Source organism: Brevibacillus sp. AY1 (assembly GCF_029870785.1).
Taxonomy (GTDB): domain Bacteria; phylum Bacillota; class Bacilli; order Brevibacillales; family Brevibacillaceae; genus Brevibacillus; species Brevibacillus invocatus.
The window spans coordinates 1-9,370 of record NZ_JAFLPN010000068.1 but is presented as its reverse complement, the minus strand read 5'-3'; the positions used below and the strand labels follow the sequence as shown (position 1 = coordinate 9,370).

The following is a 9,370-nucleotide window of genomic DNA, read 5'->3' as shown; positions in this document are numbered from 1 at the left end:
TCTGGAATGTTGATGGTTGAAAATCTAAGAATGAGTGAGCAAACGCGAGAAAACATTAATTTATAGTGGGAGGTAACAAAGGTTTCTTATAGATTGCGATAAAAAGGATCTTAAGAAAAACGGCAGAGTTCCCGTTTTTTTACGAATTTATCATTATGAAGCTATCGTCCGTGTCCGGTCAAGGCAAATCACCGAAACTTACATATATTTACATATTCATTTCCCGAATGATAAAATAATCAACAAACTATGGTGAAGGGGGAGACACGCGACACGAAGTTTTATTCTATGTAAAAAGCAACTCGTCGCGTATGATCTATGATACTGCGCACATATGCACCGCAAATGCCGTTGTCTATGTTCATTGAGAGTTTTTGGTATATGCAAGGGTATCATCCTTCTCATTCCAGGGAGCTGGCATTACCCGACGGCTCTGTTGAAGTTGTAATCAATCTCGGGGAGGAGCAGATTCGACTCTTCAATCGAGAAAACAAAGAGCTGCTGCTTGGTCATACCATGATTTGTGGTCCGCATGTAGATTACTTTGTCATAGACACCGCCATAGAGGCGACTACAATAGGCATCCATTTTAAACCGGGTGGCATTCGCATGTTTATGAAGGAACCCCTGTTTGAGCTCCTTAATACACATGTTTCGTTAGATACTTTCTGGGGAGCAAGAGCAAATGAACTTCGAGACGAGCTGCTGGCTGCGCAAACGCCGGAAGTGATGTTCCGAGTACTGGAACGAAGATTGCTGTCATCTGCGTTGCTGCCGATGGAACGAAATCCATCGGTACTCTATGCACTGAAAGAACTGCCTCATTCTCGGGTGTCCGAAGTTATTGAACACATCGGTATGAGTCATAGGAAATTCAATCAATTATTCAAAGAAGAAATCGGCATGACGCCTAAGCAATTCAATCGCATTTTTCGGTTCCAAGAAGCAATGCGCTTGATAGGGAATGGCGATACGATCATATGGACGGATATTGCGCTCGCTTGTGGATATTATGATCAAGCTCATTTCATCAAAGATTTTCAATCCTTTTCCGGCATCAACCCAAGTGATTATCGATCCATTTCAGGAAGGCACCATAATCACGCTGCGCTCCTCAGTTAAGTTCAGAAATTTACAATACAGGATTATGCTTACAGGCTAGAATGAAAATAGTAGCCTGTTTTTTTATTCCATTAGAAAAAGGAGGAAGTATTGTGAGTGATACGTTTACGCCCAAAGGATACCAACATGTAACGACGTACTTCACGGTAAAAGATGCAAATCAGATGATCGATTTTCTGAAAAGAGTATTCGATGCCCAGGAGTTGAACCGAGGAATGAATGAGCATGGCTTGATCACACATGCGGAAGTTCGAATTGGAGACACGATCGTTGAATTGTCTGAGGAAAATGACAGGTTTCCGCCAAGAACGAATACCTTGCATATTTTTGTACCCGATACGGATGAGTGTTACAAGCGGGCGCTTGACTTGGGCAGCAATTCACTATATGAACCGGCGGATATGCCTTATGGAGAGCGCAGCGGCGGCATTGAGGATCCTTTCGGCAACCACTGGTATATCGCGACTTTTACGGGAGGTGAGGGGCGTGGTTACTACAGATGATGTTCGAGGCTTAGCGCTTTCCCTGCCGGAGACAGAAGAACACGAGCATTGGGGAAAATGTTCGTTTCGGGTGAGAAACAAAATTTTTGCAGTGATTCAGCCTGATGGTGTATCTGTTGCAATGAAAACGACGCATGATGACCGGGACGCATATACGTCGATGGCCCCGGAGGTCTTTCATGTGCCTGACAGTTTCGCGAAGCTTTCCTATATGATGGTTCGCATCGATCGTATCGATCAAAAAGAATGTAGTGATTTACTGATACAAGCGTGGAAGCTTGTATCACCTAAAAAACTGGTTAAAGCCTACGGTGAATCTTGCAATCGATCTTTTAATCACGGCGGTAAAAAGATCGATTCTTGAAACAGGCACACATATGGTACGAAACCATACCAGGTTTCCTGTCGAATAGGTCAGTGGAACAAGCTACGCTGTGAGTATGATACGCTGTCCGTATGAGGTCAGCGGTTCGATCCCGCTAGCTCCACCAAAATGAACTTTTCCGGGGGTGCAGACTATGGTGATCGGGAGCATTATCATCATGCTGGGACTCAGTCCGTTGATGGTACTAAATACGGACCTGGTTGTCGCCTCTGTACCTCCGGAGAAAACCGGCACTGCTTCCTCTTTGTCAGAAATGAGCAGTGATTCTGCTGATCATTTCTACCATAATGTGGAGCGCGTACACGCTCTTTCGCATGCATAGAGGCAAAAAGCGCATCACGACCGGGAAATTGATTTTCTCACTGGTCGGGGGATTGCTTCCACTCCTGATTCTCGTATTTCTGTCACCATTAGCGACAATTATTGGAGCTGGACGAGTTGTGCCTTGGTTAGGACTATGGAACACTATGTCATCACTGATTATATGGCTGACCATATTATCGTTAGTCAATTTATCGAAAGGGGTATGCTATTTCCGCCTTGTTCAGAAGAAGAATAACAACTGAGCAGGAATGTGCAACTATCAACAGAGGGAGAGCGCTAAACTGGCAGTGTAGACTACGGAAACGGCAGAGATGCCGTTTTTTTGTTTGCATAAAAGGACATCAGAGTTCGCATAAATGAGAAGAACTCACTTTTTGATTAATTAGTATCAGCTTCCATTCGACAGCATGCGCAAAGATGCTACGGAGAATCCAATAAACCATAACATTAAAATAATCCACGTTATATTCTTGTCATACAGTAATCCGGGCAAGTTGTCTAAAATCAATACGAAAAAATACGCAAAACGCTTCCGATATTTGTCCGTTTCAAAAGTAAGACTCCATTCATTTACTAGAAGCAAGTAAGGAATTTTCCTTATATTTACAGTGTGAGGAGGTGTTTGAAATGCCAATTATTAAACCATTTATCACCTCAGTGAGATTCAACTCAACGATGGGAGCTGGGACAGGCACTGGTGCAACGTTTGCTATTGCAGCCACCGCATTTGACGATGATGCAGGAGCCGCGGCCACTGCATTTCCCAGTACGTTTGCTTACTACAATCTCTACATTAACGGTGTTCTGCAGCAAGGAAATACCTCGACAGTTACAACAACAACCATTACGATTCCAGATGGAGATGCTGAAAACGGAGGTACACCCATTACCGTAGAATTCGTGGTGAACTAAAGAAGAATGAAAAAGGTAAACTCCAAGACGACAATGTTCGGTTGGGGTTTACCTACTTATTCGAATGATGATTCATTTTTTTGAACGCATTTGCATTCCCCATGTCTCTTTTAAGAAAGGAGTTCGAGATGAGGTATTATGTGACGAAACAAAATACAGTGAGTAATGTACATTCGAGAAGTACGTCGTATCTCGTTTTCCCACCTTTAGGTTGCCCAGATATATATCCGGGACAGCCTTGTCCTACCTGCCCTCCATGCCCCTGTACTCCGGGTTTGTTACAAACAGAGGTGTATCAGTATACGGCTACTTCGGACGGAATGAAAAATGTGTATACAAATAGTGATGCTGTCATTTCATTCAGTACTTCCGGTATACTCGATCCCAACTCCGTATCCGTTGTTAATCTGTTTATTAATGGAATCCTTCAATCGCCCAGTTTGTATACGGTGCAGCCTGGAGCATTGATTCTAAGTGATATCCCAGTGCAGGGAGTTCCCCTAATCCTGCAGTTCATCAAAATTACTACAGGATAAAAAGGGACACAAAAACGGAGCAAAAAGAGACTCCCTTTCCGCTCCGTTCGGTTTATTTTCACTAGTAAACTCAAAAATTCATCAACCCCCGAAACGCCTTCACATTCCCTCGACTAACAGGAATATCTGTATGACTCTCATCATTCATCTTAATCAAATACGTGTTGTTGAACCAAGGGATGATTTCTTTAATCTGCTTCAAGTTCAAGATATAGTTCCGATGACTTCTAAAGAATGATCCGGACCTGTTCAAAATCGCTTCCAGCTCATTCATAGTCAAGTCGCATTTGTCGATACTCTCTTTTGTCGCAACATATAATTCTCTCTCCCGCACAAAAGCAAAGAAAATCTGCCCCACCTGGATCGGAATGATCTTGTTGTTCTTCCGGATGCATACCTGCTCTTCCAGCTTGGGAGCCGTCGCGGTGCGTTCATTGACGTCCGGCCTGCTCCCCAGTGTCCTCACTTTTTGGATCACATTATCCAGCTTCGATTCCATGATCGGCTTGGTCAAATACCCCACAGCAGGAGTAGCAAAGGCCTCCAGTGCGTGCTCATGAAAAGCAGTCGAAAAAACGATCAATGGGGGCTTGGACAGCTGATTCAATGCTTTGGCAAAGTCCAGTCCGTTCATCCCGGGCATCTGAATATCAAGAAAAAGCAAATCAGGCTCGGTAGCGATGATCGTAGCCAAAGCTTCCGCTGGATTGGTATGGATAGCGTCCACTTGAATATCGATATATTTTTTCAGCAAATACTCCAATTCGGAGCAAATCGCTGGCTCGTCATCGATGATCATGGTTTTCATGAACACGTAGCTATCACTTCCTTTTCAGATTCGGATAACGGAGCTGCAAAGGATACAACCGTTCCCAAACCAGGCTTGCTTTGAATCGTGAGGCCATACTCTTTGCCGTAGATCGACTGCAGCCGCTGATGAACATTGGCAAGACCGATCCCCTTTGATTGGCCGCTCCAAATTTCAGCCAAACGCTCTTCGCTCATTCCAACGCCATTATCCTCAATACTGATTTTCACTTCTTGGTCGGACGGCACTACTCGAATGGTAAGCAGGCAATCGCTGATCTTTGGAAAAAGTCCATGGTGAATGGCATTTTCCACGATAGGCTGCAGCGTCAGGACAGGCAATTTGCGATCCAGCAGCGATTCGTCGATCTCCATGTTGACCTTCAAGCGATCGCCAAACCTGACCTTTTCGATTTCCACATACGAATGGATTCCGTCCAGCTCTTCCTGCAAGCTGTGGTCATTCCCTTTGCTTTTCAAATTACGCCTGAAAATATCGCTTAAATGACCGATTAATGTTCTCGCCTGGTCAGGATCTGTCCGGCAATAGGACATGATGGTCCCGAGCGTGTTGAACAAAAAATGCGGGTTGATTTGCGCTTGGAGTGCATTCACTTCAGCTTGCTGACGCATTTTTGCTTGATGCTCAATCTCCGCTAGTTCAATTTGGACGGAAAGCAGCTTGGCGAGGCCGTCCACTAGCTTCTGGTTCGTCTTAGAAGATTTGAAAGAAGAGCTTTTATAGTAGAATTGCAGCGTCCCAATCTTCTGGTTTTGATGATATAACGATGCGGCGATAACCGATTTTAGGCGAAGCCGACTTGGAAAGACAAGATTTTTGTCGCGGTATACCCCTGAATGCTGGGCCAAAACAGCTTCCGCTACCTGTGAGCAAAGCGTCTTTTTCTGCAAATGATTCTCCAGTACATCGCCTTTCACACTGAGCAGCTTTTCGCGGTCGGTAATGGCGACAGCATCCACCTTTGCCATTTCACGGATCATTTCAGCGGTTTTTTCCGCGGAGTATTCATTCAATCCTGTCCGCAGATGCGGCAACGTTTGGCTCGCAATCGACAAGGCCAGATCGGCACCCAATGCGCCGGACTGGTCTTGCATCATTTTCAGATTTTGGAACACTCGCGAGAACAGCAGCAGTCCAGCAATCGTCACGATTGTGGTTGGGATCGCGATTTTTATTTCCAGCTCGAGTGCCGCCGAAAATGGCTTGGCCATCAGAAGCACCATTACTTTCTGAATGAGCTCGGCTGTCAATCCCAACAGCACAATATGCTGCCACTTCATGCGCAGCACATTCTTTTTCGTACTTACGAACCCGCCCAAGAAGCCGGTCAACACGGTCGAGATGGCACAGGCAGCAGCGGTAAATCCACCGAATGAATAGCGATGAATACCTCCTATGATGCCGGCAAAGATGCCGACAACAGGGCCACCAATCAAACCGCCGGCAACAGCGCCTACGATACGCGTATTGGCGAGTGCGTCATTGATCCGGATTCCTTCTTCCGTTCCGATCACCGACAGAAAACCGAACAACGTAGAGAGGATCACAATCCGCAGCCGGTTGTTTTTCCCGTACACCATGTTCCGAAAGTAATCCAGCTGGCCGATGATGAGGGCGATTACCGCGATCACGGAAATGTTTTCTAGCAGTCCTAGTAGCATAGTGAAAGTCATAACCACTGCCCCCTCTGGTAAAGGGTATCCCGATTTTACTGATAAATCAATGCAACTCATCTGGGATTTTTGGCAGCTCAGATGCCGTTTTTGCATGCTCAGAACGATTCGGTGGATTCTAGCAAACCAATCAAACTAGAATAAAAATAGTTCAGATTATTCAAGAATCCATCCGGGTGAAAATGAAATCCCTTTCAAAGTAAACAATGCCCCTCCATTCACGAGCAAAGGTATTGTTTCATTTGCAAGCGGTTAAACTATCCCAATTGCAAATGGATTCGGATCAAACATAAGGAGGGTGCAGCAATGACGTCATCGAGTGATCGCGCAAATACGCGGCGCATCACAAGCAACATCTTTAAAGGTTCAATGGGGAACCTGATTGAATGGTATGACTGGTATGTATATGCAGCTTTTGCGGTGTATTTCTCATCTCAGTTTTTTCCACAAGGCGACCCTACCAGCCAGTTGCTGAATACTGCCGCTGTTTTTGCTATCGGATTTTTAATGAGACCGATCGGGAGCTTGCTCCTGGGCCGATACGCTGACCGTCACGGGCGCCGTGCCGCACTGACGCTGTCTGTGACTATTATGGCGGGTGGTTCTTTGGTGATTGCAGTAACACCAAACTATGACACCATCGGCGTGATTGCTCCTATTATTCTAGTTCTTGCCCGTCTGCTCCAAGGTCTTTCGCTTGGCGGGGAATACGGAACATCCGCAACGTACCTGTCCGAGATGGCCTCCAGTGGTCGCCGAGGGTTCTATTCCAGCTTCCAGTATGTCACACTGATCAGTGGACAACTGGTGGCACTGGGTGTGCAAATTATCCTGCAGCAAATGCTCAGCGAAGAAGCAATGATGGCATGGGGCTGGCGCATTCCTTTCGTAATCGGAGCACTTGGCGCAATAGCCGTGCTGTGGCTTCGCCGCAGTATGGACGAATCGGAACAGTTTTCCAAAATGGAGTCGAAAAGCCGGGACAAGGCAGGTACACTTCGCGAGCTGATGAAGCATCCGAAGGCGGTAATGGCAGTCGTCGGGCTTACGCTTGGGGGAACCATTGCTTTTAACACCTACACGACGTATTTGCAAAAATTCATGGTAATTACGGTAGGACTGCCGAAAGAGATAGTCAGCTGGATCAATTTTATCGCACTTCTTGTATTTGTCGTCTTGCAGCCGCTCGCCGGTATGCTGTCCGACCGAATTGGACGGCGCCCGCTGCTGATTGGCTTCGGTATTCTTGGAACATTGTGGACTGTACCGATGTTCTTGCTTTTGGAACAGGCAAAAAGTCCATATGCCGCTTTCATGCTGATGCTGTCCGGCCTCATTATTGTCACAGGCTATACGTCGATCAACGCGATCGTGAAAGCCGAGCTGTTTCCGACGGAAATCCGCGCTCTGGGCGTTGGCTTTCCATACGGGGTGACCGTCGCGATCTTCGGCGGAACCGCGGAATTCATCGCGCTGTGGTTCAAAAGCATCGGATACGAGTCTCTCTTCTATTACTACGTAGCAGCTTGTATTGCCGTGAGCCTCCTTGTCTACTGGCGCATGGGCGAGACGTCGAAAACCTCCAAGATCGAAGCGGAGCTGGACGCCGCAAATGGCAAGTAAGTTGCAGAACAAATGTAATGGAATAAGCAGCAAATACAAACAGCTGCAGAGTAGGACAACCATTCGTTGATCCTGATATGCTCCCCATACGGTAGACAGGCGAAATAATAAAAAGCTTGCTACTGTGAGGTAACGGGTTCGGTTTTGGAGTGCAAAATGAAAAATGACATTTGAAATGGCACAAAAAAAGGAAGGCGAATTTTCGCCCTTCCTTTTTGATTTTTAGATGAATTGGCTTTAATAATGGTCGAGTTAGTTAATAAAAACCGTTGTTAACAGTGTTCAAGTGTTCTAGAAAGTTATTGGAATCATGGGTGTTTTTATTTTGACAAATGTACCTCTTTTTGATTTTTCCATTGCTTCTTCATTCATTTTTCTAACCTTTGGGGATAATGTTGAAGAGTTATGGATGGTTGTATTGTCGAAGGAAACTGGCACGTCTATAATCCTTGCTTTTCCCACCATATGAAAATCATAATTCGCTTCATTTTCTTCGAGTTCGACTTTAGATGTTAAAAATTCAAGCAAATGTAAAACCTCACTATCATTACTTGACTTAATAATATTAAGAACGGTTGGGTCATTCAACAACAACTGGTCTAGATTTAAGATTCCTTTCTTTAAAGAAAGACTTATGATATTAGCAAGTGAATGATATGAATAAACATTTAGGGGACTTAAGAAATAATCAATGACAAGTTTATAGTAAATAGTTGTGAACCATTCCGCCATTTCCACCGATGAAACACAAATTTCTCCATTAACAATTTTCAGCGATTCCAAAAAGGTTACAACTTCCTGCTGAGTTGTTCCAAAATAATAATACATATCTCGTAAAGTGTAATCTAACCTATCAGCACATAGTTTAGGAAGCGGTTGCTCTAGAATCGACCACATATCAATATTGAAGATATCGTCTAAATTAATATCGTGTTTTGTTAATATTGCAGGTATTTCTGAGTTCATAACGACATTCTCAAAAATCTTTTCATGGTAATTTTGCTCCTTAATGTCAAAAACAAAATCAACAACGTGTGAAAAGGCGGTATGAGAAACATCATGGAGTAACCCTGCTATTTGTTCCTCAATAGTTCCACCTAACTTCCTGATTAATAACATGACTCCTAGCGAATGTTCATAACGGGTTACATTCCATTCATTGTTTACAAGGTAAGCTGCACCTGCTTGATGAATGTTTTTTAATCTTTGAATTGTTTCTGTATTAATAATTTCTGCTAGAACATCTTCAACCTCATATTGCCCATATAATTCATCATAAAGTTTCATTATTTTCTCACCTTTTGATTTTCAATTTTATTCATTTTATCATAAAATTCCCATTTAACAAACAAATGTTCCTGTTTTTATTCTTTATAAACTGAATGTTGATTCACTAGCGTTGCATAAATCTTTTCACATCATTAAAAATCACCATAATCTTCTGTATTCAAGCGTTCACGAGC

At 44.2% G+C, this 9,370-nt stretch carries 10 protein-coding genes; 7 read left to right on the top strand and 3 right to left on the bottom strand.

What is annotated here, in order from left to right; all coding sequences use genetic code 11:
• Window positions 1-318: 318 nt before the first annotated feature.
• The 6 genes from JZI27_RS24030 (at window position 319) to JZI27_RS24005 (ending at window position 3,782) form a co-directional block, all read left to right on the top strand.
• Window positions 319-1,122, top strand: coding sequence for a helix-turn-helix transcriptional regulator (locus tag JZI27_RS24030; RefSeq protein ID WP_122911365.1), 804 nt, complete (start codon window positions 319-321; stop codon window positions 1,120-1,122).
• A 92-nt stretch (window positions 1,123-1,214) separates the two neighbouring features.
• A complete protein-coding gene (locus JZI27_RS24025) occupies window positions 1,215-1,625 on the top strand; it encodes a VOC family protein (protein WP_280209698.1) in 411 nt (136 codons plus the stop codon).
• Window positions 1,609-1,989 carry an MmcQ/YjbR family DNA-binding protein gene (locus JZI27_RS24020; protein WP_280209697.1) on the top strand — a complete coding sequence of 127 codons (381 nt, stop codon included), beginning with the start codon at window positions 1,609-1,611 and terminating at the stop codon, window positions 1,987-1,989. The genes JZI27_RS24025 and JZI27_RS24020 overlap by 17 nt, the downstream gene beginning before the upstream one ends.
• 154 nt (window positions 1,990-2,143) lie before the next feature.
• Complete coding sequence (locus JZI27_RS24015; protein ID WP_280209696.1) at window positions 2,144-2,332, top strand: hypothetical protein; 189 nt, start codon at window positions 2,144-2,146, stop codon at window positions 2,330-2,332.
• 629 nt (window positions 2,333-2,961) lie between these two features.
• Window positions 2,962-3,246: a DUF4183 domain-containing protein gene (locus JZI27_RS24010; RefSeq protein ID WP_122911356.1), complete on the top strand. Its 285-nt coding sequence runs from the start codon at window positions 2,962-2,964 to the stop codon at window positions 3,244-3,246.
• A gap of 101 nt (window positions 3,247-3,347) precedes the next feature.
• Window positions 3,348-3,782, top strand: coding sequence for a DUF4183 domain-containing protein (locus JZI27_RS24005; protein WP_338068347.1), 435 nt, complete (start codon window positions 3,348-3,350; stop codon window positions 3,780-3,782).
• Between the two features lie 70 nt (window positions 3,783-3,852).
• On the opposite strand, the gene JZI27_RS24000 is transcribed toward JZI27_RS24005, so the two are convergent.
• Together JZI27_RS24000 and JZI27_RS23995 are read right to left on the bottom strand one after the other, a co-directional pair.
• The gene (locus JZI27_RS24000) at window positions 3,853-4,590 is read right to left on the bottom strand and encodes a LytR/AlgR family response regulator transcription factor (RefSeq protein ID WP_280209701.1); all 738 of its coding nucleotides are present in this window, start codon (window positions 4,588-4,590) and stop codon (window positions 3,853-3,855) included.
• Window positions 4,587-6,284, bottom strand: a complete 1,698-nt coding sequence (locus JZI27_RS23995) for a LytS/YhcK type 5TM receptor domain-containing protein (protein WP_280209694.1) — start codon at window positions 6,282-6,284, stop codon at window positions 4,587-4,589. Before JZI27_RS23995 ends, JZI27_RS24000 begins: the two co-directional genes overlap by 4 nt.
• Window positions 6,285-6,590: 306 nt before the next feature.
• Here JZI27_RS23995 and JZI27_RS23990 point away from each other — a divergent pair, with 306 nt between their 5' ends.
• The gene (locus JZI27_RS23990) at window positions 6,591-7,907 is read left to right on the top strand and encodes an MFS transporter (protein ID WP_280209691.1); all 1,317 of its coding nucleotides are present in this window, start codon (window positions 6,591-6,593) and stop codon (window positions 7,905-7,907) included.
• 291 nt (window positions 7,908-8,198) lie between these two features.
• Here the strand turns inward: JZI27_RS23990 and JZI27_RS23985 are convergent, their stop codons facing one another.
• Entirely contained in the window at window positions 8,199-9,194 is a 996-nt protein-coding gene (locus tag JZI27_RS23985; RefSeq protein ID WP_280209690.1) for an HD domain-containing protein, read from the bottom strand.
• Window positions 9,195-9,370: the final 176 nt, after the last annotated feature.

Coding starts and splice junctions, on each gene's coding strand:
- JZI27_RS24030 (WP_122911365.1), top strand. CDS start 319: ATGATACTGCGCACATATGCACCGCAAATGCCGTTGTCTATGTTCATT.
- JZI27_RS24015 (WP_280209696.1), top strand. CDS start 2,144: ATGGTGATCGGGAGCATTATCATCATGCTGGGACTCAGTCCGTTGATG.
- JZI27_RS24010 (WP_122911356.1), top strand. CDS start 2,962: ATGCCAATTATTAAACCATTTATCACCTCAGTGAGATTCAACTCAACG.
- JZI27_RS24005 (WP_338068347.1), top strand. CDS start 3,348: ATGTCTCTTTTAAGAAAGGAGTTCGAGATGAGGTATTATGTGACGAAA.
- JZI27_RS24000 (WP_280209701.1), bottom strand. CDS start 4,590: ATGAAAACCATGATCATCGATGACGAGCCAGCGATTTGCTCCGAATTG.
- JZI27_RS23995 (WP_280209694.1), bottom strand. CDS start 6,284: ATGACTTTCACTATGCTACTAGGACTGCTAGAAAACATTTCCGTGATC.
- JZI27_RS23990 (WP_280209691.1), top strand. CDS start 6,591: ATGACGTCATCGAGTGATCGCGCAAATACGCGGCGCATCACAAGCAAC.
- JZI27_RS23985 (WP_280209690.1), bottom strand. CDS start 9,194: ATGAAACTTTATGATGAATTATATGGGCAATATGAGGTTGAAGATGTT.